General features: G+C 67.2%; 27 protein-coding genes. 14 read left to right on the forward strand and 13 right to left on the reverse strand.

Annotated features, from left to right (window positions below):
* Positions 1-191 precede the first annotated feature (191 nt).
* Positions 192-383 carry a hypothetical protein gene (locus ACFPOB_RS05260; RefSeq protein WP_377796472.1) on the forward strand — a complete coding sequence of 64 codons (192 nt, stop codon included), beginning with the start codon at positions 192-194 and terminating at the stop codon, positions 381-383.
* A 32-nt stretch (positions 384-415) separates the two neighbouring features.
* On the opposite strand, the gene ACFPOB_RS05265 is transcribed toward ACFPOB_RS05260, so the two are convergent.
* Entirely contained in the window at positions 416-697 is a 282-nt protein-coding gene (locus ACFPOB_RS05265) for a hypothetical protein (protein WP_377796474.1), read from the reverse strand.
* 198 nt (positions 698-895) lie between these two features.
* On the opposite strand from ACFPOB_RS05265, the gene ACFPOB_RS05270 reads away from it, so the two are divergent.
* The 4 genes from ACFPOB_RS05270 to ACFPOB_RS05285 all read left to right on the forward strand — a co-directional run bounded on the left by ACFPOB_RS05270 (position 896) and on the right by ACFPOB_RS05285 (position 3,697).
* Positions 896-1,102: a CsbD family protein gene (locus ACFPOB_RS05270; RefSeq protein WP_377796475.1), complete on the forward strand. Its 207-nt coding sequence runs from the start codon at positions 896-898 to the stop codon at positions 1,100-1,102.
* 177 nt (positions 1,103-1,279) lie between these two features.
* Positions 1,280-2,323: a phosphate ABC transporter substrate-binding protein PstS gene (gene pstS, locus ACFPOB_RS05275; protein WP_377796476.1), complete on the forward strand. Its 1,044-nt coding sequence runs from the start codon at positions 1,280-1,282 to the stop codon at positions 2,321-2,323.
* A gap of 169 nt (positions 2,324-2,492) precedes the next feature.
* Entirely contained in the window at positions 2,493-2,819 is a 327-nt protein-coding gene (locus ACFPOB_RS05280; protein ID WP_377796478.1) for a hypothetical protein, read from the forward strand.
* 257 nt (positions 2,820-3,076) lie between these two features.
* Entirely contained in the window at positions 3,077-3,697 is a 621-nt protein-coding gene (locus ACFPOB_RS05285; RefSeq protein WP_377796480.1) for a hypothetical protein, read from the forward strand.
* A 214-nt stretch (positions 3,698-3,911) separates the two neighbouring features.
* Here the strand turns inward: ACFPOB_RS05285 and ACFPOB_RS05290 are convergent, their stop codons facing one another.
* From ACFPOB_RS05290 to ppdK, 6 genes are all read right to left on the reverse strand, one after another.
* A complete protein-coding gene (locus ACFPOB_RS05290) occupies positions 3,912-4,181 on the reverse strand; it encodes a hypothetical protein (RefSeq protein WP_377796482.1) in 270 nt (89 codons plus the stop codon).
* A gap of 8 nt (positions 4,182-4,189) precedes the next feature.
* On the reverse strand, positions 4,190-4,459 hold the full coding sequence (infA, locus tag ACFPOB_RS05295) for a translation initiation factor IF-1 (RefSeq protein ID WP_057187732.1): 270 nt from the start codon (positions 4,457-4,459) through the stop codon (positions 4,190-4,192).
* A 73-nt stretch (positions 4,460-4,532) separates the two neighbouring features.
* On the reverse strand, positions 4,533-6,038 hold the full coding sequence (locus ACFPOB_RS05300; protein ID WP_377796484.1) for a DEAD/DEAH box helicase: 1,506 nt from the start codon (positions 6,036-6,038) through the stop codon (positions 4,533-4,535).
* A gap of 195 nt (positions 6,039-6,233) precedes the next feature.
* Positions 6,234-6,443, reverse strand: a complete 210-nt coding sequence (locus tag ACFPOB_RS05305; RefSeq protein WP_291675242.1) for a cold-shock protein — start codon at positions 6,441-6,443, stop codon at positions 6,234-6,236.
* Positions 6,444-6,670: 227 nt separating this feature from the next.
* Positions 6,671-7,369, reverse strand: coding sequence for an HAD family hydrolase (locus ACFPOB_RS05310; protein WP_377796485.1), 699 nt, complete (start codon positions 7,367-7,369; stop codon positions 6,671-6,673).
* A gap of 108 nt (positions 7,370-7,477) precedes the next feature.
* Positions 7,478-10,162 carry a pyruvate, phosphate dikinase gene (gene ppdK / locus ACFPOB_RS05315; protein ID WP_377796486.1) on the reverse strand — a complete coding sequence of 895 codons (2,685 nt, stop codon included), beginning with the start codon at positions 10,160-10,162 and terminating at the stop codon, positions 7,478-7,480.
* A 307-nt stretch (positions 10,163-10,469) separates the two neighbouring features.
* Here ppdK and ACFPOB_RS05320 point away from each other — a divergent pair, with 307 nt between their 5' ends.
* On the forward strand, positions 10,470-11,615 hold the full coding sequence (locus ACFPOB_RS05320) for an alpha-hydroxy acid oxidase (protein ID WP_377796487.1): 1,146 nt from the start codon (positions 10,470-10,472) through the stop codon (positions 11,613-11,615).
* Positions 11,616-11,642: 27 nt separating this feature from the next.
* On the opposite strand, the gene ACFPOB_RS05325 is transcribed toward ACFPOB_RS05320, so the two are convergent.
* Positions 11,643-12,140: a YcgN family cysteine cluster protein gene (locus tag ACFPOB_RS05325; RefSeq protein WP_377796489.1), complete on the reverse strand. Its 498-nt coding sequence runs from the start codon at positions 12,138-12,140 to the stop codon at positions 11,643-11,645.
* A gap of 211 nt (positions 12,141-12,351) precedes the next feature.
* Between ACFPOB_RS05325 and ACFPOB_RS05330 the strand changes: the two genes are divergently transcribed.
* From ACFPOB_RS05330 to ACFPOB_RS05360, 7 genes are all read left to right on the forward strand, one after another.
* On the forward strand, positions 12,352-13,494 hold the full coding sequence (locus ACFPOB_RS05330) for an ABC transporter substrate-binding protein (RefSeq protein WP_377796491.1): 1,143 nt from the start codon (positions 12,352-12,354) through the stop codon (positions 13,492-13,494).
* Positions 13,491-14,594 (forward strand): FecCD family ABC transporter permease, encoded by a 1,104-nt coding sequence (locus ACFPOB_RS05335; protein WP_377796493.1) that lies wholly within the window; start codon positions 13,491-13,493, stop codon positions 14,592-14,594. The genes ACFPOB_RS05330 and ACFPOB_RS05335 overlap by 4 nt, the downstream gene beginning before the upstream one ends.
* Positions 14,591-15,388, forward strand: coding sequence for an ABC transporter ATP-binding protein (locus ACFPOB_RS05340; RefSeq protein WP_377796800.1), 798 nt, complete (start codon positions 14,591-14,593; stop codon positions 15,386-15,388). Before ACFPOB_RS05335 ends, ACFPOB_RS05340 begins: the two co-directional genes overlap by 4 nt.
* Before the next feature lie 31 nt (positions 15,389-15,419).
* Entirely contained in the window at positions 15,420-16,214 is a 795-nt protein-coding gene (locus tag ACFPOB_RS05345; protein ID WP_377796495.1) for a class I SAM-dependent methyltransferase, read from the forward strand.
* Between the two features lie 160 nt (positions 16,215-16,374).
* Positions 16,375-18,591 carry a transglycosylase domain-containing protein gene (locus ACFPOB_RS05350; RefSeq protein ID WP_377796497.1) on the forward strand — a complete coding sequence of 739 codons (2,217 nt, stop codon included), beginning with the start codon at positions 16,375-16,377 and terminating at the stop codon, positions 18,589-18,591.
* Positions 18,592-18,622: 31 nt separating this feature from the next.
* Positions 18,623-19,198: a DUF1214 domain-containing protein gene (locus ACFPOB_RS05355; protein WP_377796499.1), complete on the forward strand. Its 576-nt coding sequence runs from the start codon at positions 18,623-18,625 to the stop codon at positions 19,196-19,198.
* On the forward strand, positions 19,195-19,845 hold the full coding sequence (locus tag ACFPOB_RS05360) for a hypothetical protein (protein ID WP_377796500.1): 651 nt from the start codon (positions 19,195-19,197) through the stop codon (positions 19,843-19,845). Before ACFPOB_RS05355 ends, ACFPOB_RS05360 begins: the two co-directional genes overlap by 4 nt.
* A 64-nt stretch (positions 19,846-19,909) precedes the next feature.
* Here ACFPOB_RS05360 and corA read toward each other — a convergent pair whose 3' ends face one another.
* The 3 genes from corA to ACFPOB_RS05375 all read right to left on the reverse strand — a co-directional run bounded on the left by corA (position 19,910) and on the right by ACFPOB_RS05375 (position 22,142).
* Complete coding sequence (corA, locus tag ACFPOB_RS05365; RefSeq protein ID WP_377796501.1) at positions 19,910-20,965, reverse strand: magnesium/cobalt transporter CorA; 1,056 nt, start codon at positions 20,963-20,965, stop codon at positions 19,910-19,912.
* A gap of 103 nt (positions 20,966-21,068) precedes the next feature.
* On the reverse strand, positions 21,069-21,866 hold the full coding sequence (locus ACFPOB_RS05370; RefSeq protein ID WP_377796502.1) for a hypothetical protein: 798 nt from the start codon (positions 21,864-21,866) through the stop codon (positions 21,069-21,071).
* A gap of 75 nt (positions 21,867-21,941) precedes the next feature.
* Positions 21,942-22,142, reverse strand: a complete 201-nt coding sequence (locus ACFPOB_RS05375; RefSeq protein WP_377796504.1) for a hypothetical protein — start codon at positions 22,140-22,142, stop codon at positions 21,942-21,944.
* A gap of 179 nt (positions 22,143-22,321) precedes the next feature.
* Between ACFPOB_RS05375 and ACFPOB_RS05380 the strand changes: the two genes are divergently transcribed.
* Entirely contained in the window at positions 22,322-23,443 is a 1,122-nt protein-coding gene (locus ACFPOB_RS05380) for a DUF2336 domain-containing protein (protein ID WP_377796506.1), read from the forward strand.
* 3 nt (positions 23,444-23,446) lie between these two features.
* Here the strand turns inward: ACFPOB_RS05380 and ACFPOB_RS05385 are convergent, their stop codons facing one another.
* The gene (locus tag ACFPOB_RS05385; protein ID WP_377796508.1) at positions 23,447-23,782 is read right to left on the reverse strand and encodes a DUF1491 family protein; all 336 of its coding nucleotides are present in this window, start codon (positions 23,780-23,782) and stop codon (positions 23,447-23,449) included.
* A 34-nt stretch (positions 23,783-23,816) separates the two neighbouring features.
* Positions 23,817-24,365, reverse strand: coding sequence for a hypothetical protein (locus ACFPOB_RS05390; protein WP_377796510.1), 549 nt, complete (start codon positions 24,363-24,365; stop codon positions 23,817-23,819).
* Between the last annotated feature and the right edge of the window lie 19 nt (positions 24,366-24,384).

Raw genomic sequence — 24,384 nt, forward strand, 5'->3', positions numbered from 1 at the left:
CGCGAACTCAGCCGACCGACCCGACCAGACGCCTTTGGCAGAGATTCAATCTGTTGCCATTTGATTGTTCGTTCATTGCCATTTGAAAGTTCGCGCTACACGAACCGAACCAGCTGATTGCTCTAAGTCCGAGCGTTTCCGCTCCTAACTCCCGCAAACAGCCAGGCGATCTACTGTGCTGGAGCACCGTCATGGAGCACGACAGAATTCTGCAGGCTCAGGTCCTGCGCGTGAAGGCGTTGAAGTGTCGCCGCTGGGCCGACATCGCCTGCGACAGCGAGAGCGCCGCCCGCCTGGCAGCGATGGCGAGCGATTACGACGGGCAGGCGGACGCCCTGGAACGGGATGTAGCCGCGCTCGGCCGCGTACAGCCGGGACGATAGGCGCAGGCTTCCAAACGCCTCGCGGCCCCAGCCTATTCGCCGTAGAGCGCCGAGTGCCGCGCCGCGGCGAGGCCGTCGACCTCGCCCTTGCCGACCTTCGCGGGATCGTAGAGCCAGCAGATCTCCTCGCCCCCGTTCAGCATCCGGCCCTGGACGAGCTCGGGGCCGGCATAGCCGGCCTCGCGCAGGTCGCGCCTGAGCCGGCGGGCATCCCATCTGATCGCGGCATAGCCGAAAGCGTCATTGTCGAGGACGAACCCGTCCTCCTTGATGCGAAGGAGGGCATTCGTGATGTCATGCGCTGAATATGTCATGGCCTGTTCTGGGCGTTGATCACACTCCCTTAGACCGCGGCCCGTTTGCCGACCGATACGGATTTGGCTCGCATTTTAGCAATCGGTGCGATTTTCAGTACGGAACACCCATTTCCGAGCCGAAACCGGTTTTTCGCGAACAATTCCGCCGCCGGTGCGTTGTCTCAGCACACCATTCACGAACAGGAGGAGTGTCCGATGGACTGGAATCGTGTCGAAGGGAACTGGAAGCAGCTCAAGGGCAAGGTCAAGGAGCAGTGGGGCAAGCTGACCGATGACGATCTCGACGTCATCGCCGGCAAGCGCGACCAGCTCGAAGGCAAGATCCAGGAACGCTACGGGATCGAGAAGGACAAGGTCCGGACCGATGTCGACGCCTGGTACGGCCGTCAGACCTGGCAGTGACCATTCACGGTCATCGCACGCTGCAAAGCAGGCATGGCCATTGAAAGAAGGCCCCGTCGGCTCACCCCGGCGGGGCCTTTCGTTTGCCGAACCAGCGTCATCGCAACGTCACTGCGCCGCCCTAGCGTCAACTCGTTGATCTTGGCCCCTTGCGGGCGCTACAGGGTGGGTGGACGCATGAAGCTCCTGGTCAAGCTGGCTGTGGCCGGCGCTCTTCTTGCCTCGTTCGCAGCACCTGCCCATGCCGAGCCGATCACCGGCGCTGGATCGAGCTTCGCCTTCCCGATCATCGGCAAATGGGCGCAGAACTACCGCGTCGCCAAGTCGGACGGCGCCGAGATGACCCCGCTCGACATCGGCGTCGACTACGAGCCGATCGGTTCGCTCGGCGGCGAGGTCCGGGTCACCCAGCGCGCCACCGAGTTCGGCGCCTCCGACCGGCCGCTCTCCTCCGAAGAGTTACAGCGCTCGGCGCTGATTCAGTTCCCGATCGTGATGGGCGGCATCGTCCCGGTGGTGAACATCGACGGCGTCGGGCCCGGCCAGATCCGCTTGACCGGCCCCCTCCTTGCCGACATCTATCTCGGCAAGGTCAAGCTTTGGTCCGATCCGGTGATCAAGGCGGCCAATCCCGAGCTGAAGCTGCCGGACGCCCCGATCAGCGTGATCTACCGCTCCGACGGCTCGGGCACAACCTTCAACTGGACCGACTACCTCGCCAAGGCGAGCCCGGAATGGCGCGACAAGGTTGGCGTCAACACGCAGGTTCCCTGGCCGGTCGGCGCCGGCGCCGAGCGCACGCAGGGCGTCGCCGAGACGGTGAAGCGGACCAAGAACGCGATCGGCTATGTCGAGTTCGGCCAGGTCGTGCGCGCCGGTCTCGCCTACGCCCAAGTGCAGAACAAGGCCGGTAACTTCGTCAAGCCGGATCCGGCGAGCTTCAGCGCCGCGGCTGCCAGCGCCGAATGGGCCAAGGCCAAGGATTTCTCGCTGATGCTGACCGATGCGCCCGGCGCCGAGGCCTATCCGATCGTCGCCACCACCTTCGCTCTGGTGCCGAAGCCGCGCACGCGCCGCACCCAGGAGGTCCTCGACTTCTTCCGGCTGTCCTTCGAGGCCGGCGCCGCCGACGCGACGACGCTCGGCTATGTCCCGCTGCCGGAGACTCTGGTGAAGCAGGTGAAGGACTACTGGGCCGTCAGCATGAAGGCCGGCAGCTGAGCTTGTCGCAAGCATAGCGCCGACCCGCTCATTCTCTTGGCGCTGTGACGCGACTCCCTCGCTTCGCAGCTAGTCCGGATGCCGCTCAGGTACCGTTCATAGACCGGCCCTTATTCTGGCCTCCAATGGATTCGCACCCGGCTGCGGCTGGGAGATCAGGAGGACAGATATGATCAGGACGCTCGCCCTTGCCGCTCTCGTCGGCGTGGCCATCTCGTCCGCGACCGGCGCGAGCGCCCAGTATTACGATCCCTATTATCGGCAAGCGCCGCGCTACGACTATGATGACGATCGGCCGCCGCCGCGCTACGATTACGACCGACCGCGCTATCGCGACGGCGGCCAGCGCTATGGTAATGACCGGCCCTATCGCCAGCGCTACAGCAACATCTGCGTGACCTCGCGCGGCTCGTGTGCCGCCCCGCCGGCGCCGCCGATCTCAGCCTGCCGCTGCTATATCGAAGGCTTCGGCATGAAGCGGGGCGTGACCCAGTGAGGCAGGCCGGATGGCCGCGCCCTGCACCGAGCCAGGGCCGGCTATCCCCTTTGGCCGCGATCCCGGCCAACCGGAAACGACGCTGAACACCTGACGATCCGCACGACGTGTCAGTCGCGGAAGGACAGCATCCGGCAGAGCCGAACTGGTTAATTTTACCTTGTTTTGCAGTTAACCTTGTCTTCATAGATCAGTTCGGGCTTCCTGACCCCAACGACGCAGCGGCAGCGTTGCGCAACGCAGGGTTGGGGTCAGCTATGACGTTCAGGCTTCTTTCGCTTTCGGCACTCGCCACAACGGCCTTGATGGGCCTTGCCGCTCCGGCAGTCGCCGGCGGCTGCACCACCTCCTCCTGCTACCGGGCTCCGGTCAGCTCGTGCGGCGGCGGCTCCTGCTACAAGCTGGTCACGGCACCGCCGGTCTACGACACCGTCAACGAGAGCTATATCGTGCGCCCCGAGCGCACCTTCTCCAAGGTCATCCCGGCTCAGTACGATACCGTCATCGAGAAGGTGGTGATCCAGCCGGAGCGCCGCATCGCCCGTCAGATCCCGGCCCAGTACAAGACCGTCTCCGAGAAGGTCCTGATCTCGCCGGCGACCAAGCGCTGGGAGGTCAGCCGCGACGCCTACGGCCAGACAACCGGCTGCTGGGTTCATGTTCCGGCGCAGTACGGCTATCAGCAGCGCACCGTCGAGGTCTCGCCGGCCTCGGTCGAGTATGATGTCGTCCCGGCCGTCTATGGCGAGCGCAGCCGCCGCGTCATGGTCAGCGCCTCGCGGGTCGAGCACCAGACCATTCCAGCCGAGTATGCGACGCGCCAGCGCCAGGTCATGGTCAGCGCCGGCTCGCAATACTGGGCCAAGAGCGGCTACTGAGTTTTCCAAGTTCTCTTCGTAGTACCTGTCACCACGTAACACGTACCTCTCGCCCCGGCTTCGGCCGGGGCTTTTTTCTTGCCTGCGGGAGGTTGTGCGTCATGCTCAGGCCTCCCCCGAGCATCTCGGGCCGGAGAGCGCCCTGGTTCGGCGCGTTCTGGTCAAGAGATTCTCGGCTCTCCGCTTCACTGCGGCCGAGAATGACGGCGGTGGCTCAAGCCAAACTACCGGTCAACAACAGAAGCACGCCGACGCCGAGCGCGAAAGCGAGGATGCGGGCCGGCATCGAGAACAGGGTGCCGGGCGGCTGCTTCGTCGCGAAGCCGGCGACGACCTCGACCACAGCGAGCGCCAGCAGCACGTAGACGAAGGGCGGGAAGGTCCCGCCTCTGGCAATCCAGCCGGTGTTGACCGCGAGCGAGGCGAGCGCGCCGAGCCCGGCGCCAGCCGCGATGAAGAATTGCTCGGGCCGGCTGAAGCGCATCGCTGGGCTCAGCGCCGACGGAAATTCTGCGGCCGCGGCGGCATCGGGCCGGGGCTGGCGGTCTTCTGGCGGAAATTGATGCGGCCGCGATCGAGATCGTAAGGCGACATCTCCACGACCACGCGGTCGCCGGCGATGGTGCGAATGCGGTTCTTCTTCATCTTGCCGGCCGCATAGGCCAGGATGACGTGGTCATTGTCGAGCTTCACCCGGTAATTGCCATCCGGGAGCACCTCGACCACGGTGCCGTCGAATTCGAGCAGTTCTTCTTTCGCCATTCGCTGATCCTTCGTCTTGTCCTCGGCGCGGGGCCAAGCCTTTCCGGCTCGGCCCCAGCAGTTACGGCGCCTGTCAGTTCGGGCGCCGCCCGCCGCCGCCGGTGCGTCGTTGTCCCGTTCTTTGCTGCAAGAACGCGACGCCGCCAAGCCCTTCCTTGCCGGAACTTACGTCTTTTCGTGCACCAGCCGCCTCATGGCGCTGGGCCGGGCGCTCGTGACGCGGCTGCTCCGGACGGGCCTGCTGCTGGCGCGGCTGGTTCGGGCGCGACTGCTCGCGATGCGGCTGGCCCTGGCGTTCGCCCTGCTCCTGACGCTGGCCACCACGGCCATGGGACGGAGCGCCGCGACCGTCGCGGCGCTGGCCCTGCCCTTGCGGCTGCCCGTTCTGCGGGCGACCCTGACCGCGGCCGCCACGGTTCTGCGGCGGCTTCTTGGGGGTGCGGCCATCCCAATGCGGCACGTCGCCGACCGGGGTGAGCGCGACCTTGGTCAGTTTCTCGATCGCGGCGAGATCGCCGCGCTCTTCCGGCGTGCAGAAGGCGATGGCGAGGCCCGACGCGCCGGCGCGTGCAGTGCGGCCGATGCGGTGGACATAGGTCTCGGGCACGTTCGGCAGGTCGAAATTGACGACATGGCTGATGCCGTCGACATCGATGCCGCGCGCGGCGATGTCGGTCGCGACCAGAATGCGCAGCTCGCCGTCGCGGAAGGCGCCCAGCGCCCGCTCGCGCTGGCCCTGGCTCTTGTTGCCATGGATCGCGGCCGACTTGATGCCGGCCTGCTCGAGCTGGCGCACGACCTTGTCGGCACCGTGCTTGGTGCGGGTGAAGACGATGGCGCGTTCCATCTCCGGAACGCTCAAGGTCCTTGCCAGCAAGGCCGGCTTCTGGCCGGCTTCCGTAAAGATGACGCGCTGGTCGATCTTCTCGGCCGTGGTCGCGACGGGCGCGACCGCGACCTCGACCGGATCGGTCAGGTAGGCGGAGGCGATCTCGCGGATCGCCTTCGGCATGGTCGCCGAGAACAGCAGGGTCTGGCGCTGCTTCGGGATCAGCGTCGCGATCTTGCGCAACGCATGGATGAAGCCGAGGTCGAGCATCTGGTCGGCTTCGTCCAGCACCAGGAACTCGATCTCGCGCAGCGAGACGGCGCGCTGATCGACGAGGTCGAGCAGGCGGCCGGGCGTGGCGACGAGGATGTCGACATGCTGGCCGAGAGCGCGGATCTGCTTGCCGACCGGCACGCCACCGAAGATCACCGTCGACTTCAGCGAGGTGAACTGGGCATAAGTGCGGATGCTCGTCTCGATCTGGGCCGAGAGCTCACGCGTCGGCGACAGGATCAAAGCGCGCACCGAGCGCGGCTGCATGCGCCGCGGCTGGTTGAGCAGCCGGTGCAGCATGGGCAGCGAGAACGCAGCCGTCTTGCCGGTGCCGGTCTGGGCGGCTCCGAGCAGGTCACGGCCATCGCGAATCGAAGGGATCGCCTGCGCCTGGATCGGCGTCGGCGTCTCATAACCTTCGGCGGCGAGCGCTTTGAGAAGCGGCTCGGCCAGGCCGAGGTCGGTAAATTTGGTCAAATCAGGTCTTTCTGAGCCGAACGGCATGGGGCGCACGTGGTGAACGGAAGCGCCTCGGCATGCAGTCTCGGTCTACGCATGGTCTCTTTCCGCCCGGCGAACCGCTAGCCACTGCGCCGGGGGATGTCGTGTATCGCAGGCTGTGGCCTGCGTCTGGAAACGGGCGGACGCTGATGGCCCGCCCGAAAGATGTCTTCAGTTGGCGACGAGATTGCCAGCCGAGGACTTGCCGGTCTTGCGATCGGCGATCAGCTCGTAGGAGACGACCTGGCCTTCGCGCAGCTCGCGCAGGCCGGCGCGCTCGACGGCGCTGATGTGGACGAAAACGTCGGGGCCGCCGGCCTCAGGGGTGATGAAGCCGTAGCCCTTGGTGGCGTTGAACCACTTGACGGTGCCCTTGTTCATAGCGGGACTAATCCTTGCACTTCAGATCCGCGTATTCGTGGAACCCATGACCGGACGCGCGGACGCCTCGCCATGGTCTTGTATCGACGTGTGGTGGATCTGAAGTGGCCCGCCGGTCGGAATACCCGCGCGGAGGATTGGCCAGAACCGGCCGCATCTCGTCTTACATCGGGGGACCTAGCATAAATTGCAAGGCGGGTCCAGTTTGCCGGCCGAAGCGCCTGCCTTCAGCCGATCTCGCGCACCAGATCGACCAGCCCACCGAGATCTGGCAGCTTTCGGAAACGCGCCTCTGCGATCGGCTCCTCGGCGTGCTCCAGCGCCCAGGTCAGCTCATGCGGCACATGCGCGGCCCAGGACCCGGCGGCGAGCGCCGGGACGATGTCGGACTTCAGCGAGTTGCCGACCATCAGCGCCCGCCCCGGCCCGTCGCCATGGCGGGTGAACAGCTTCTCATAGGTCGCAGCGCTCTTGTCGCTGACGATCTCGACCGCGTCGAAGAAGTCGCCGAGGCCGGACTGGGCCAGCTTGCGTTCCTGATCGAAGAGGTCGCCCTTGGTGATCAATATCAGCCGGTAGCGGCCAGCGAGCGCGCCGAGCGTGTCCTGCGCATGCGGCAGGGTCTCGACTGGATGAGTCAGCATCTCGCGGCCGGCCGCCAGGATCTCGCCGATCACCGCCGGCGGGACCTGGCCGCGCGTGACCTCGAGCGCGGTCTCGATCATCGAGAGGGTGAAGCCCTTGATGCCGAAGCCGTAGAAGGTAAGGTTGCGCTTCTCGGACTCGAGCAGCTTGCCGGAGATCTCGGCCGCCTCGCCATGCTCGCCGAGCAGCGCGACGAAGCGCTCCTCCGTCAGCCGAAAAAACTGCTCGTTCTGCCAGAGCGTGTCGTCGGCATCGAAGCCGATGGTGGTGAGTGTCTTCACGACTGCTTCCCGTCATTGCGAGCGGAGCGAAGCAATCCAGGAGGACGTAGAACTCTGCCACTCCTGGATTGCTTCGTCGCTCTGCTCCTCGCAATGACGAGGAGCGTGTCACGCGTCCTTGGCCTTGATAGCACCCAAGGCCGCCTGAGCGGCAGCGAGGCGCGCGATCGGCACGCGGAAGGGCGAGCAGGAGACGTAATCCAGCCCGACGCTCTCGCAGAAGCCGATCGAGGCGGGGTCGCCGCCATGCTCGCCGCAGATGCCGAGCTTGAGGTTCGGCCGCGCCTTGCGCCCGCGCTCGACGGCGATCCTGACCAGCTCGCCGACGCCGTCCTGGTCGATCGTCACGAACGGATCGGATTCGAGCAGGCCCCGGGCCGTGTAGGAGCCGAGGAAGGAGCCAGCGTCGTCGCGGCTGATACCGAGCGCGGTCTGGGTCAGGTCGTTGGTGCCGAAGGAGAAGAATTCGGCGCTCTGCGCGATCTCCTCCGCCCGCAGCGCGGCACGCGGCAGTTCGATCATGGTGCCGACCTGATAGGTAAACTCGGTCCCGCTCTCCTTCTTCACCGCCTGCGCCATCGCGTCGATCCGGCCCTTGACCAGGTCGAGCTCGGGCGCGCCCATGACGAGCGGCACCATCACCTCCGGGATGACCGGGTGGCCGGTCTCCTTGGCGGCGATCACCGCCGCCTCGAAGATGGCCCTGGCCTGCATCTCGGCGATCTCGGGATAGGCGACGGCGAGACGCACGCCGCGGAAACCGAGCATCGGGTTGACCTCATGCAGCTCGGCGGCGCGGCGCTTCAGCTTGTCGGAGGTCGTGCCCATGGCCGCGGCGACCTCGGCGATCTCGTCGTCGGTCTGCGGCAGGAACTCGTGCAGCGGCGGATCGAGCAGGCGGATCGTCACCGGCAGGCCCTGCATGATGGTGAAGAGCTCGACGAAGTCCTGGCGCTGCATCGGCAGGAGCTTGGCGAGCGCGGCGCGCCGGCCCTTCTCGTCCTCCGCCAGGATCATCTCGCGCACGGAGAGGATGCGGCCGGCATCGAAGAACATGTGCTCGGTGCGGCAAAGGCCGATGCCTTCGGCGCCGAACTCGCGCGCCGTCTTGGCGTCGCGCGGGGTCTCGGCATTGGCGCGGATCTTGAGGCGCCGCACCTTGTCGGCCCAGCCCATCAGCGTCCGGAAATCGCCGGAGAGCTCCGGCTGCTGCATCTTGACCTCGCCGAGCAGCACCTGGCCGTTGCTGCCGTCGATGGTGACGAAGTCGCCGGCCTTCAGCGTGGTCGGCCCGACGGTCATCGTGCCCTTGGCGTAGTCGACGCGGATCTGGCCGGCGCCCGAAACGCAGGGCTTGCCCATGCCGCGCGCCACCACCGCCGCATGCGAGGTCATGCCGCCGCGCGTGGTCAGGATGCCCTCGGCGGCGTGCATGCCGTGAATGTCCTCCGGCGAGGTCTCGACGCGGACGAGAATGACCTTCTTGCCGGCCTTCTTGCCGGCCTCGGCCGCCTCGGAGGTGAAAACGATCTCGCCGGCGGCGGCGCCGGGCGAGGCCGGCAGGCCGGCCGTCAGCACGCGCCGCTCGGCCTTGGTGTCGATCGTCGGATGCAGGAGCTGGTCGAGCGCGCCGGGCTCGACGCGGCCGACCGCCTCCTGCTCGGTGATCAGGCCCTCGCGGGCGAGATCGACTGCGATTTTGAGCGCCGCCTTGGCGGTGCGCTTGCCGGAGCGGGTCTGCAGCATCCAGAGCTTGCCTTCCTGGATGGTGAACTCCATGTCCTGCATGTCGCGATAGTGCTTCTCGAGGATGCCGTAGATGCGGCAGAGCTCGGCATAGGCCTCCGGCATCGTCTTCTCCATCGAAGGCTTGTCGGATTTGGCGGCGAGCTTGGCCGCCTCGGTGATGTCCTGCGGGGTACGGATACCGGCGACGACGTCCTCGCCCTGGGCATTGATCAGGAACTCGCCATAGAGCGCGTTCTCCCCGGTCGAGGGATTGCGGGTGAAGGCGACGCCGGTCGCCGAGGTCTCGCCCATATTGCCGAAGACCATCGACTGGACGTTGACCGCAGTGCCCCAGGAGGCCGGGATGCCGTTGAGCTCGCGATACTTGATGGCGCGGGCGTTCATCCAGGACGAGAAGACGGCGCCCACTGCGCCCCAGAGCTGCTGCTGCGGGTCCTGCGGGAAATCGGAGCCGAGCTCCTTCTTCACGATATCCTTGTACTTGCCGACCAGCACCTTCCAGTCGTCGGCCGAGAGGTCGGTGTCGAGGTTGAGGCCCTTGCGCTCCTTATAGTCCTCGAGCGCCTCCTCGAAATGGCCGTGGTCGATGTCGAGCACGACGTTCGAATACATGGTGATGAAGCGGCGATAGCTGTCATAGGCGAAGCGGGCATCGCCCGAGGCCTTGGCCACCGCCTCGACGGTGACGTCGTTGAGGCCGAGATTGAGGACGGTGTCCATCATGCCCGGCATCGAGGCACGCGCGCCGGAGCGGACCGAGACCAGCAGCGGATTGGCCGGATCGCCGAAGGTCTTGCCGGTCAATTTGGCCATGCCGGCCAGCGCATCCTTGACCTCAGCGTCGAGCTCGGCCGGGAAATTCTTTCCGTTGTCGTAATACCAGGTGCAGACCTCGGTGGTGATGGTGAAGCCCGGAGGCACCGGAAGTCCCAGATTGCTCATCTCGGCCAGGTTCGCGCCCTTGCCGCCGAGCAGGTTCTTCATGCCTGCCTCGCCTTCGGCCTTGCCGTCGCCGAAGGTGTAGACCCACTTCTGCCCTGCCATAGCCTGCCTTTCCCAATGTTGTCGCCGGCATCATCAACGCCGGCGCGCCCACATGGTTCGCATTTGCGGTGCCCGCTGCTGCAGCGCACCGGGTGCGGCGTGGTCATGCCGAAAACCGGATGAACAATCAATGATCATGCACAGCGCCGCTGCGTCATCCACCGATCTCGGACGCCTGGCGACCGGCGGCGCAATATGGCCAAGGCCGGCGCTGCGCGATAGGGTTCAGCCCCGCCTTGAATTGCGACCACTGCCGATCAAACGGCGGCCGGCGCAGCCCCCTTCCCGAACCACGTCGAAGCGACCGATGCGCCTGAACGACTGCCACAACTTCCACGACTTCCGCACCCTCGCGAGGAAGCGGCTGCCGGGCCCGATCTTCAACTATATCGATGGCGGCGCTGACGACGAGGTCACCCTCAGGCGCAATTCCGAGAGCTTCGAGCGCTGCGATCTCGTTCCGAGCGTCCTGCGTGGCGTGAGCAGCGTCGACACCTCCGTCACGGTGATGGGCCAGACGCTCGCGGTGCCGTTCTATTGCTCGCCGACGGCGCTGCAGCGGCTGTTCCATCATCAGGGCGAGCGTGCGGTTGCTGCCGCGGCGGCCCGCTATGGTACGATGTTCGGCGTCTCCTCGCTCGGCACGGTCAGCCTCGAGGAACTGCGCAAGGCGCATAGCGGCCCGCAGGTCTACCAGTTCTACTTCCACAAGGATCGCGGCCTGAACCGGGCGATGATGGCGCGCGCCAAGGAGGCCGGAGTGAACGTTATGATGCTGACCGTCGACAGCATCACCGGCGGCAATCGCGAGCGCGACCTGCGCACAGGCTTCTCGATCCCGTTCCGGCTCAACCTCGCCGGCATCACCCAGTTCGCGATCAAGCCGCAATGGGCGCTGAACTACCTCACCCATGAGAAGTTCAGCCTGCCGCAGCTCGATAGCCATGTCGACATGGGCGGCGGCGTGATGTCGATCAGCCGTTATTTCACCGAGATGCTCGACCCATCCATGACCTGGGACGATGTCGCCGAGATGGTCAGGCTGTGGTCCGGGCAGTTCTGCCTCAAGGGCATCATGTCGGTCGCCGACGCCCGGCGCGCGGTCGAGATCGGTTGCACCGGCATCATCCTCTCCAACCATGGCGGGCGGCAGCTCGACGGTTCGCGCGCCGCCTTCGACCAGCTCGCCGAGATCGTCGACGCGGTCGGCGACAAGATCGACGTGATCATGGATGGCGGCATCCAGCGCGGCACACATGTGCTGAAAGCCCTGTCGCTCGGCGCCAAGGCCGTCGGCGTCGGACGCTACTATCTGTACCCGCTTGCGGCGGCCGGGCAGCCGGGCGTGGAGCGGGCGCTCGGCCAACTGAAGACAGAAGTCGAGCGCGGCATGAAGTTGATGGGCGTGACCACGCTCGACCAGCTCTCGCGCGAGAATTTGCGGTTTCGGTAATCAAGCGACGCAACGAGTGATTTGCGCTCAGCCAGCCCGCTTGCCCCGCGCCGCCTTCGGCCAGCGCAGCGGCCAGGCGACGATGCGCTCGACGATCTCCTCCTCGGCGACCTCGTCCTCATTGGCGTAGACCTTGCCCCGGACAGACACGCCTGCCGCGATCACGGTCTCAGGGTCGCCGGAGACGAGCGGGTGCCACCAGGGCAGGTCCTTGCCCTCGCTGAGCAAACGGTAGGCGCAAGTCGGCGGCAGCCACGGCAAGGTGCGCACCGCATCCGGCGTCAGCGTGACGCAATCGGGCACCGTCTTCGAACGGTTGGCGTAGTCATGGCAGCGGCAGGTGCCGGCATCGAACAGCCGGCAGCCGATATCTGTCGCGTGGATGCGACCGTTATCCTCGTCTTCGAGCTTGACCAGGCAGCAGCGGCCGCAGCCGTCGCAGAGCGATTCCCACTCCGCCTCGGTCATCTCCTCGAGCGTCTTACTGCGCCAGAAAGGCGTGCTGTCGGTCGTCGCGTCGGCCATGGCCGCTTATGCACCCAGGGATGCCAGTCGGCAATCACTGGGTCCCGGCAGCCCGAGCACGGCTTGTATCCCACACGGTGGCAGGAAGCGCGGCGTCATTCTTTACATCGATTCTAATCTTTGTTTAGAGAGACTATAATCTATGAAAATTGACCGAATACTCGGATCGGCCTAACGGGAGGAAGAATTCCCTCGTTCCCGAGCTTTCCCGATGCTGACCCGTCGACACTTGCTGAGCGCCCTTGCGGTCACCGCAGGCCTCGCCACCACCGCCCTGCCCGCGCTGGCCGACAAGGTCACGGTGACCGACATCGTCGGGCGCAAGGTCGAGGTCGATGCGCCGGTCAAGCGGATCATCCTCGGCGAAGGCCGGCAGATGTATTTCGTCGGCGCGCTCGACAGGGACGAGCCGTTCAAGCGCGTCGTCGGCTGGCGCGACGACCTAGGCAAGGCCGATCCCGAAACCTTCCGCGCTTATGCGAAGCGCTATCCCGAGATCGCCAAGCTGCCGACCTTCGGCGGGATGAAGGAAGGCGCCTTCGACGTCGAGCAGGCGATCTCGCTGAAGCCCGACGTGCTCTTCCTCAACATCGAGGCCAAGATCGCCAGCGACGAGGCCAGGCTGGTCGAGAAGCTCGCCTCGGCCGGCATCCCCGCCGTCTATGTCGACTTCCGCGAGAAGCCTTTCGAGCACACCGAGCCGTCGATGCGCCTGATCGGCAAGCTCTTCGGCAAGGAGCAGGTCGCCGAGGACTTCATCACGTTCCGCGCCGAGCAGATCAAGGTCGTGACCGACCGGCTGGCGAAGGCGCCCGATCTCAAGCGCCCGCTGGTCATGATCGAGCGCGCCGGCGGCTATTCCGACGATTGCTGCATGTCCTTCGGCAACGAGAACTTCGGCAAGATGGTCGAGTTCGCCGGCGGCCGGAATCTGGCAGCGCCGCTGATCCCCGGCACCTTCGGCACGGTCAACGCCGAGCAGATCGTCGCTTCCAATCCCGATGTCGTGATCGTCACCGGCAGCAACTGGGACGGCTATGTGCCAGGCGGCAACTGGGTCGGGCTCGGCTACGGCGCCGACATGACCGAGGCACGCCGCAAGCTGACCAATCTGATGAAGCGCCCGGCCTTCACCCAGACCGCCGCCGTCAAGAACGGCCGCGTCCATGGCATCTGGCACCAGTTCTACAACAGCCCCTATCAGTTCGTGGCGATCCAGGAGATCGCCAAATGGCTGCATCCGGAGCTGTTCAAGGACGTCGATCCCGGCGCGACCATAAAGCTGCTGCACGAGCGCTTCCTGCCGCTGCCCTATGAACCCGGCCTGTGGGTCTCGCTCGAGGCGGGCAAATGAGCCTTGCCCCCGCCAGCGCGGACGATGTTGTGACGACGCCGGCGGAGGCGTCGCGGAGCACGGCCCAAGGGCGAGACGCCTATCGGGCCCTGTCGTTGCGCCGCAAGCTGATCCTGGTCGGCTTCGCCGCGGTGCTGCTGGCCTGCCTGATCGTCGACCTGATGCTCGGCCCGGCCCGCTACGGCGTGACAGAAGTGGTCAACGCGCTGATCTCGCCCTCGACGGCACCGGCTGCCGTCCGGGTCGTGATCTGGGACATCCGCCTGCCGGTCGCGCTGATGGCGGTCGTCACCGGCGCCTCGCTCGCCATCGCCGGCGCGCAGATGCAGACGGTGCTGAACAACCCGCTCGCCAGCCCGTTCACGCTCGGCATCTCGGCGGCGGCCAGCTTCGGCGCGGCGCTGGCGCTGGTCTTCGGCGTCGCCATCGTGCCGCTCGCCATCGACTATGTTGTGCCGCTCAACGCCTTCGTCATGGCGATGGGCGCCTCCCTGCTGATCCATCTGCTGAGCCAGCGCCGCGGCGTCACCACCGAGACGGTGGTGCTGCTCGGCATCGCGCTGGTCTTCACCTTCAACGCCCTGCTCTCCCTGCTGCAGTTCTTCGCCTCCGAGCAGGCGCTCGGGGCCGTCGTCTTCTGGATGATGGGTTCGCTGACAAAGGCGAACTGGCACAAGCTCGCGATCACCACGACCATCCTGCTGCTCTGCCTGCCGCTGTTCGCGCGCCGGGCCTGGGCGCTGACGACCTTGCGGCTCGGCGACGAGAAGGCGGCGAGCTTCGGCATCGACGTCAAGCGACTGCGACTCGAGACCATGCTGCTCGTCGCGCTCCTCGCGGCTGTGCCGGTCTCCTTCGTCGGCACGATCGGCTTCATCGGCCTGGTCGGCCCGCATATCGCCCGCATGGTGATCGGCGAGGACCAGCGCTTCTTCCTGCCGGCCTCGGCGCTGGCGGGGGCTGCGATCCTGTCGGCCTCGTCGGTGGTCAGCAAATCGCTGATACCCGGCCTGATCTTCCCGATCAGCATCGTCACGGCGCTGGTCGGCGGACCCTTCTTCTTCAGCCTGATCCTGACCAGCCGGAGGCGCTCATGGTGAAGCGCCTGACACTGACCGATGTCGGCGTCGCCTACGGCAAGCGCCGGATCCTCGACGGGATCACCACGCCGACCATGGCCGGTGGCGAGGTCGTCGCCGTGATCGGCCCCAACGCCGCCGGCAAGTCGACCCTGTTCCGCCGCATCGCCGGGCTGCTGGGGGGCTCCGGCACGGTTCAGGTCGAGAGCTCGGCCGGCAGGTCGCCCTGCTATCTGCCGCAGGACACGGCGGTGAACGCGGTGCTGACCGTCTACGAATCGATCCTGCTCGCGCGCAAGCAGGGCGGCTCCTGGGGCGTCGGCGACGACGAGCTCGCCGCGATCGACGAAGCCCTGCACGCCCTCGATATCGCCGATCTCGCCTTCCGCGGCCTCGGCGAGCTCTCGGGCGGCCAGCGCCAGCTCGTCTCGATCGCGCAGACGCTGGTGCGCCGGCCAGAGATCATGCTGCTCGACGAGCCGACCAGCGCGCTCGACCTGCATCGCCAGTTCGAGGTGCTGAGCCTCGTCGGCCGGCTGGCGCGCGAGCGGCAGATCTGCGTGCTGATCGCGATCCACGACCTCAACCAGGCGCTGCGCATCGCCGACAAGGTGATGGTGCTGTCGCAAGGGCGGCTCGCCGCCTTCGGCGATCCGCGCGAGATCATCACGCCGGCGCTGCTGGAAGAGGTCTACGGCGTGGTCGCCAGGGTCGAAGCGGCAGAGGGCGAGACGCCCTTCGTCGTCGTGCATGGCTCCGCCCGGCGGCGCGGCCAAGGCGAGGTGCAGTTTGCGCCTGCCCGTGCAGCGGAATAATACCCTCGCAAGTCGAGCTGGGCGAACGCCGATGTCAGACAGCAGCATCTCCAACGGTCTTTCGGAACCTGGCGCCAACTACTCCCTCAAGGAGGAGATCCGGACCTATTGGTCCGCTCGGGCCGCCAGCTTCGACAGCCAAGTCGGCCACGCCATCAAGTCGGCTGCCGAGCTCGCGGCCTTCCAGTCGCTGTTTCGGCAGTCCTTCGGCGCCGAGCCATGCGAGGTGCTCGACCTCGCCTGCGGCACCGGCGAGATCACCCGCGCGCTGCTCTCACTCGGCCACAAGGTCACGGCGATCGACTTCTCCGAGGAGATGCTGGCCCGCGCCCGCGCCAAGCATGGCGACCAGGCCCGCATCCTGGCCGGCGACGCCGAGCGGCTGCTCGACGACGACGGGACCTATGATGCGCTGGTGACGCGCCATCTGGTCTGGACATTGACCGATCCGGAAGCGGCCTTCGCCGAATGGTTCCGGGTGCTGAAGCCCGGCGGCAGACTGCTCGTCATCGACGGCGACTGGATCAACCGCTCATGGCTGCAGGGCCTCATCAACCGCGCCGCGACCTTCCTGCGCGAGCGCGCCGGCGCTGCTCCGCACGCAGCCGATCGCGCCGCCTTCGATTCGATCACCAAGCGCTTCTTCTTTCGCGACGGGCTGAGCTTCGAGCGGCTGGGCACGATGCTGCGCCAGGCCGGCTTCGCGCGCGTCGAGGCGGCCGACTATGCACAGGTGGTCAGGGCGCAGCAGCGCAGCGCGGCGCTACACGACGCACTCCGGCTGGCCTCCTCGACCCGTTTCGCGGTGCTGGCGACCAAAAGCTGACCCGTCGGCAACACCGCCTTTTTTGTCGGGCAACCCCGCCTTCGCATACTTCCGTTACAAGCCTGGAGCCCTTACCTTCTGAGATCGGGCTTGGCCTTCGTCGGCCGGTCCAAGACACCGCGGACGCGCCCCCGCGGCAGGCTCAGGATGCCGCACGACCGTGATCGAGTTCCGGAAAGCGAGCTGGACGACCCGTCTCAAGCGCCTCGCGCTGAGCGCCGACTCGTGGATCGACGCCTCGCTCTATGCTGCCGGCCACCGCGCCGGCGAGATCTATGAACGCATCCGCAGCATCACCGACCGTCTGACCGTCAGCGGCCCGAAGCGCCTCGCTGCCGAGTTCGCCAGCGAGGGTCTCAATGTCGGCATCGCCGGCGCGATCGTGATGCTGATGCTTGCGATCCCCGCCTTCCATGAAGGACGCGAAGAGGCGCTGAAGAACCAGGTCTTCGCCGTCACCTTCCTCGACCGCTACGGCTCCGAGATCGGCCATCGCGGCGCCCGCCATGACGATTCGCTGAAGCTCGAGGAATTCCCCGACCACCTGCTCAAGGCCGTTCTGGCGACCGAGGACCGGCGCTTCTACGACCATTTCGGCATCGACGTGATCGGTACCTTCCGGGCGCTCACCGTCAACGCCCGCGCCTCGGGCGTGGTTCAGGGCGGCTCCTCGATCACCCAGCAATTGGCGAAGAACCTCTTCCTCAGCAATGAGCGCTCGCTCGACCGTAAGATCAAGGAAGCCTTCCTCTCGCTCTGGCTGGAATACCGGCTGACCAAGAACGAGATCCTCAAGCTCTATCTCGACCGCGCCTATATGGGCGGCGGCACCTTCGGCGTCGCGGCGGCGGCCGAATACTATTTCGGCAAGTCGGTGAAGAACGTGACGCTGGCGGAGGCGGCGATGCTCGCCGGCCTGTTCAAGGCGCCGACCAAGTTCGCCCCGCATGTCAACCTGCCGGCGGCGCGAGCGCGCGCCAACGACGTACTCGGCGCCATGGTCGATGCCGGCTTCATGACCGCCGGCCAGGTCGATTCCGCCCGGCGCAATCCGGCAACACCGATCGACCGCCGGCGCGATTCCAGCCCGGACTACTATCTCGACTGGGCCTTCGACGAGGTCCGCAAGCTCGCCGAGGACGGCAAGCTCGGGCCCGAACGGGTGCTGACGGTCAAGACTCCGCACGATCCGGCGATCCAGAAGCGCGCCGACGAGGCGGTCGAGTCGATCCTGCGCCAGCACGGCCCGGCCTATCGCGCCCGGCAGGCGGCGGCGGTGATCATGGACCCGGACGGGGCGGTGCGCGCCATCGTCGGCGGGCGCGACTACGGCGCGAGCCAGTTCAACCGCGCCACGGCGAGCCTGCGCCAGCCCGGCTCGTCCTTCAAGCCTTACGTCTACGCGGCGGCGATGAGCGCCGGGCTCTACAAGCCCACAACGATCGTCACCGACCGACCGGTCTGCATCGGCAACTGGTGCCCGAACAATTACGGACGCTCCTATGCCGGCTCTATGCCGCTGACGGTGGCGCTGGCGAAGTCGATCAACACGATCCCGGTGCAGATGTCGATCGCGATCGGCAGGGCGACCGGTGAGACGCACGAGGCCCGCGCCGCCCGTATCGGCCGGATGAAGATCGTCGAGACCTGCCGGGCGATGGGCATGACCACGCCACTGACCGACACCGTCTCGCTGCCGATCGGCGCAGCCGAGGTCACAGTCATCGAGCAGGCCGCCGGCTATGCCGTGTTCGCCAACGGCGGCAAGCGGGCCAAGCCCTATGCCGCCTTCGACATCCGCAATTCGCTCGGCGAGGAGATCTATCGCCACGACCGCGACGAGCCTGCGCCGAGCCAGGTGCTGAGCACGCAGGTCGCCTTCGAGATGAACCAGATGCTCTCGACCGTGCCGACCGCCGGCACCGGCCGGCGCGCTGCGCTCGACGGCGTCGTCAGCGCCGGCAAGACAGGCACGACCAATGGCTACAAGGACGCCTGGTATGTCGGCTATACCGGCAACCTCGTCGGCGCCGTCTGGTTCGGCAACGACGATTCCTCCGAGACCAACAACATGACCGGCGGCTCGCTGCCGGCGATGACCTGGAAGGAGATCATGGCCTTCGCCCATCAGGGCATCGAGATCAAACCGATCCCGGGCGTGGCACCGCAGCCGGGAGACGCCAAGGCGGTAGTGGCGAAGGCGGCGGAGCCCTCGGGCGCGGCCGGCGCCAATGCCGGGCATATGCCGCGCAAATCCTTCGAGGTGCTCTCCGCGGTCGGCGCGATGTTCAAGGCGGTCGAGGTGCCGCGGACAGCCCGGGCTTCCGTACAGGCCGGCATCCGGGATGTTCCCGCCGGCCGCGGCGTCATTCGCTGAGCCCCCGGCCGATGCGAACCGAGATCCCCCCATGCGCGTCCTCCCGCTGGCTTATGTGATAGCGCTCGGCGCCGGCCTAGGCCTGGCCTCCGCCCGCTACGCGGTGGCGGAGCGGCCCTGGTTCGGCCGTGTCCAAGTCGGCGCCTGGACGAGCTGGCCGAACAGCGGCGCGCGCGACATCGACCCCTATATGCGGGCCTATCTGGCGCGCGGCGTGCACCTGCCGCTCGGCGCCGGCGAAGGGCTGGAGCTGATCGCCAAAGAGGACGACGCCGGACAGGCGCTCGATGCGCGCTGCCGCTATCTCGTCACCGGCGTGACGCCGCAGGCGCGCGGCTGGTCACTAGGCGTCTCCGATCCCCGAGGGCGTTCCCTGCAGTTGCCGATCGCGCGCGAGAGCTTCACCGATACCGAGATCGTCCGCGGCGAGCGCGGCGGCATGCGCATCGTCCTGGCGGCGACGCCCGAATCCGGCAACTGGCTGCCTCTGCCCGCCGGGGGGCGCTTCCAGTTGCGCCTGCGCCTCTACGACACGCCGATATCGAGCCATGCCGGCGAGCTCAGGCCGGATGCGCTGCCCCGTATCGCCAGGATCGACTGCCGGTGAGCGCGACCGAAGACACCCGGCCGATGGTGGCCATGGGACAACGCGCCTCGGATGCGCGAGGCTTCCTGCGCCGCTTTCTGTCGCGATTGGGGAACGGCCTGCTGCGGCTCGCCTTGCTGACCCTGGCAGGATTGCTGCTCGCAGGCATCGTCCACATCGTCACTGTGCTGCGCATCCCAATGCTGGCCACGCAAGACGCCGCCACCGTCTACGCCGCGCTGGGGGCGAGCGGCCATGCCGAACTGGTGACGCCGCCGCCGGCGGGCCTGCCCGCCATCCTCGATGGCGCCCCCAACAGCGTCGCGGCGGTCTGCAGCTACGACCTTGCGGCCGGGCCGCTGCGCGTGGTGGCCCGCACCGGCTCCTTGCCGCTCGGCCTCACCGTCCACCGGCGCGGCGGCGGCGTCGCCTATGCGATCACCGACCGCGCGGCGATCCGCGGCGTGCTCGAATTCGTGGTGATGACGCAGGAACAGCTCGACGAGCGGCTGGCGAACGACGAAGAGGGCGAGACGTCGCGGGAGTTGCGCGTGGTCTCGCCGTCGCTGCAGGGGCTGGTCGTCGCCAGGGTTGTTGTCCGCCGCGCCTTCGACCGCAGCGAGGCGGAGGCGATGGCGACCGGCGTCGCCTGCGGACTGGCGGACTGAACCAGATCTTTGTTTTATCGCATTCCTTCGTGCGAACCGATGTCCACTGTCGCTCGATCATGCTCTAGAGCCAGCCATTGCGCTTGAAGCGCCAGAACAGCGTCAGGCAGGCGCTGATGATGAAGGCCAGGACGACGTAGTAGCCATAATACGTCTTGAGCTCCGGCATGTTCTCGAAATTCATGCCGTAGATGCCGGCGACCGCGGTCGGCACGGCGAGGATGGCCGCCCAGGAGGCGAGCCGCTTGGTGATGGCATTCTCCTGGCTCTGGCCGACGAGCAGGCTCGCCTCGAAGGCGAAGGCGAGCACCTCGCGCAAGCTGTCGATCTTCTCCTGCACGGTGCGGATATGGTCGGTCACGTCGCGGAACATCGCAGCCAGCGTCGGGCGGACCTGAGGCACGCTGCCATTGGTCAGGCGCTGGCAGACCTCGACCAGCGGTCCGACTGCATTGCGCAGGCGCAAGAGGTCGCGCCTGAGCATGTAGAGCCGCTCAATGTCGGAGCGCGCCATCGGCTTGGCCAGAACCTTGTCCTCGATCTCCTCGACCTCGTCATGGATCGCCTCGAGCACCGGCATGTAGTTGTCGACGATGAAATCGAGGATCGCATAGAGGATGAAGTCCTCGCCCTTGGCCAGCGAGGTCGGGCAGGTCTCCCAATGCTGCCGGACCGAGGTATACGAGGTCGAAGCGCCATGACGGACGCTGACGATGTAGCCGTGCCCGACGAAGATGTGGGTCTCACCGAAGGCGATGCGCTTGTCGATCATCTGCGCGGTGCGGGCAACGACGAAGAGAGCGTCGCCATATTGTTCGAGCTTGGGCCGCTGGTGGGCGTTGGTCGCGTCCTCGACCGCCAGGGGATGCAGGTTGAACTGCTCCTGCACGCATTTCAGCAAGGCCGGCTCGGGCTCGAGCAGCCCGATCCAGACGACATGGCCGTCCTTGCGGGACCACTCGCCTGCTTCCTCGATCGGGATGTCGGCAATGCGCACGCCGTGGGCATAGACGCTCGAGGCGACGATGCCGGCCTCATGACGGTGCCCCTGATCGACGTTAAGGTCGGAGGGCGCCTCCGTCGCCGCAGAGGCAGCGAACCTGACGTGCGCGACTGACATGGGTCACTCCACCGTTCGTCAGCTCATCATCGGCAGGCTAGACCTTACAGCTGGGCGATGGAACCCTTTTCCGCAGTAAGCGCAGGCGCTTGAAGGAGACCGGCTACCCCTTGTAGACCACTGGGCCGCGCCCTGCCGGCGCGCCTTCGCCCTTGCCGCCGAAGACGCCGATCAGCGGCAGATTGCAGGCGGGGCCGAGCTCGCTCTCCAGCGCCATGATCGCGCGCTCGGCCCGCACCGCCTCGCGCGAGGGCATCTCGACCATCAGATTGTCGAGCGAAAAGCGATAGCTCTTCAGCCGGAAACGGGCCCTCTCGCAGACCCAGAGCATCAGCCCCTCATTCTCAACGACGCGCTGCCAGGCCGGATCGCGCTGCTCCGGCGGCACCTCTTGCGAGGCGTCGAGGGTGCGCAGGCGCGCCCGGTCGGCGTTGATGACCCGCAAGGCATTGGCGCGGAACTGGCCGAGCAGCAGCCGGTCGCCATTGGCGTCCTCGCTCAGCCGGTTGTAGCGCGAGGCCTGAGAGGCAAAGGCCCCCGAGGTCAGGGCGCGGTGATAGGCGGAGACATCGTTCGACTGGGCTTCGACCGGCAGGATGCGGGCATGGGCGAGCTTGGAGACCTCGCGGTCGAAATCGCTGCGCTCATGCGCGGGCAGGACGAGCCGCCAGGCGCGGTCGCGCAGGCGTTCCTCGTCGTCGGTCAGATGGAACCAGGACGAGGCCTCGCCGCGAAAGCGGGCGCTCCACTCGCCGATCATCGGTGCGATCTGGTCGGCGAAGATGTTGGGACGGGGCCGGCCGAGATCGCCGGTGGTCGAGCAGCCGGCGAGGAGAAGGCAGGACAGCGCCGCGATCGCGACCGAGTGGGATGCGAAACAGTGGGAACCGGTTTTTCGCATGAATCCCACTCGAACTCTGAAAGAACGGATCGTGATGTTTCTGGACGGGTCCGGATCATCGCGATCTGGCAGCTCTCACCCTGGACGCCTGCGCCGTGTCTCGCGCTCGCCGCGACCAGCGGGGCGCGGCCGGCGCGGTGGCTTGCTCGCGGCCGGCTCGTGCTGGCGCTCGTAGCGCACGCCGGTGAAGAACAGGATTTGGCCGAACGGCCCCTCGCCCAGAGGAGCCTGGCTGGCGAAGCGCCTGCGCGGCGCGAAAGGAATGACGTCTGCCATGATGCGCCTCCCTTGCTGGCGCCTGCGCCCAATTCGCAACAACACGGAAGCCCGGACGGCAGCTTGCTCAGGTCGCGCCAGCCATCCTCAAGATCATCAAGGCCCATCATGGTTAACGCCGTGCTAACGCATCGCGGATAAGTTTCGCGAAAGTGAAATTCGCCCGACGAGAATCGCCCATGCCGTCCCGCACCGCTACAGACCTCGCCGAGCTCGCCAGGCTGGCCAGCGATGGCGGGCTCGACCTGCGCCAGGTCGCCCTGCGGGTGAAGACCGACCTCATGCTGGCGACCCCCAGCCCGTCGGCCGAGGAGATGGAGGCTTTCCGGGCCATGGCCGAGGCTTTGGTCCCGGTCATCGACGAGCCGACGGCAACGATCATCGCCCGCAAGATCGCGAGCTGGCCGTATGCGCCGCGCGAGGTGCTCGCCAGCCTTCGCGCTCGCGGCGGCGAGGTTCTGGCCGCATTGATCAGCCACGGCATGCCACTGACCACGAGCGAGATCGAGGAGATCGCGGCTGATGGAGACGGCGAGGCACGGCTCGCTCTGGCGGCCCGGCCCGACCTCACCGGCAACGCCAGCATCGCGCTCGCCGGCTGGAACAGCGCCGAGATCGATGCGGCGCTGGTGGCGAACGGCGCAGCGAACCTGCCGCATGCGGCCCTCGATCTGCTGCTCCCGCGCGCGGTCGCGACGCCAGCTCTCGGTGCGAGCCTGCTGGCACGGGGCGATCTGCCGATATCCGACCTGACGCCGCTCTTCCTGCAGGCGAGCCTGGAAAAACGCCTCGCCATGATCGATGCCGCGACGGCGCGTGAAGCGCTGGCGCCTTCGCCACGTATGGCGACGCTCACCGCCGAGCAGATCTCCGGCCTGATCGCGACGGCGCTCTCTGACAGGCGCCGCGCCTTCACGGTGCTCGCGGAGGCCTTTGGTGGCGATGCGCGCTTCGTGACGATGCTGGCCAACGATCCATCGCGCCAGCTCGCAGCGTTGGCGCTGATCGGCTGCGGAGCGAGCCCGGAGGATGCCACGCGCTTCCTGATCGGGCTCGGCGACGACGCGGCTCGCTCGGTCGAGCGCATCTTCGCGCTGGTCGAGCTGATGCGGTCGCTGCAGCCGGCGGTGGCGCGGCGGCTGGCTCAGCAGATCGGCGGGATCGCCCCACGCAGCACGAGGCCCGGAGCGCTGCAGCCGGCGATGGATCCGAGCGGAACACCTGCGCGCGCCGGCGCCGAGCGGACGCCGTCTCGCAGCATCGTTCAGGAGGTCCGGCGCCGACTCGGCGGTGGCGAGTAAGATTTAGCTCTCGACGATGTCGAGGCGCGCATCGCCGGCGCGGTTCTCGATCTCGACCAGCCAGAGATCACTATCGAAGCGGAGTTCGCGTTCGACCCTGTCCTCGACGCCAAGCGGATCGGCGTCGAGCAGCAGCTGAAAGTGCCGTTCGCCGGCCTCGTCCGCGAGAGTCTGCGGCGCCGGCCCATAGAGCGCGGCCGTGCCGTCGAGCCGGTCGAGCTTGACGAAGATCGCGCCGGCTTCGCGCGCGCCGCGCCGACGCAGCACCGCGACGAGCCCATCATGGGCTGCCTGGCGCAAATAGGCCGAAACCCAGAGATCGCTGGTCAGGCGCGGCAAGGCCAGCGCTCCTGCGGCCTGCGCGACACGGCCGTCAGCGCCGTTGTCCCCGGATATCCGCCGGCGGGCGGATGTCGGCGCCGTTGATCAGATCCGCGATCGGATCACGCGCCGCCGGCGGGGCGGCCGGAGCGGGCCGCACGGGGGCTGGCGCCGCCTGAGCCTGCCGCTGCGGCGCGGGCGCGACGGGGGCCGGCGGGCGCGGCGCAGCGTCACGAGCGGCCGGCGCCAGGGTGCCCGGGCGTGCCGGCGGCATTACCGCCTGCGGGGCCGCTGCCGGGCTGGCCGGCTCGGCAACGGCCGGAGCTTCGACCCGGCGCTGCTCGGCCGGCCGGGCCGCCGATTGCGGTGGCGACAGCATCGGGGCGGGGTGGCGCCCTTTCTGGAACAGCACCGCGTTCAGGACGATCAACACCGACACCGCCGCGAAGAGGAGCACGAGAAGGCCACGGCCCGGCCGGCGGCCGAACCAGCGTAGCAGCCGCCCCGACATGGACGGCGCCGCGCGTCGGCCGGCTGGGCGGCGGACGGGCATCGACAGCGTCGCATCGGAACGGGCACGGGCGGCGAGCGTGGCTGACATGGGTCTCGAACTCTCGGGG

The sequence above is a fragment of the Allobosea eneae genome, from assembly GCF_042657265.1.
Lineage (GTDB): Bacteria > Pseudomonadota > Alphaproteobacteria > Rhizobiales > Beijerinckiaceae > Allobosea > Allobosea eneae.